Consider the following 278-nt stretch of genomic DNA (forward strand, 5'->3'; position numbering starts at 1 on the left):
GGCAGTATCGATATAGGTATCGATGTCTTTATAGAAGTAGGCAACGGATACGATTGAGGAATCAGTGAAATAGTATTCGGTCGACAGGTCGTACTGTGTTGCGCGATAGGGCTCCAGATCCGGGTTGCCGCCGCTGCCAAAGCCATCGTACCCGGGCACCCAGATACTGTTGGCGAAACCACGGGTCATTTTCAGGTTGTCGTAATCCGGACGCGACAGGACCTTGGCCGCAGCAAAGCGCATCACCACATCGTCATTGATATCGTATGCCGTCTTCT

General features: G+C 52.5%; 1 protein-coding gene. It reads right to left on the reverse strand.

Annotated features, from left to right (window positions below; translation table 11 throughout):
* Positions 1–278 (reverse strand): TonB-dependent receptor domain-containing protein (locus AVJ23_RS22040; RefSeq protein ID WP_157772789.1); only part of this gene is annotated, 278 nt, incomplete at both ends.

The sequence above is a fragment of the Pseudoponticoccus marisrubri genome, assembly GCF_001482405.1.
Taxonomy (GTDB): Bacteria; Pseudomonadota; Alphaproteobacteria; order Rhodobacterales; family Rhodobacteraceae; genus Pseudoponticoccus; species Pseudoponticoccus marisrubri.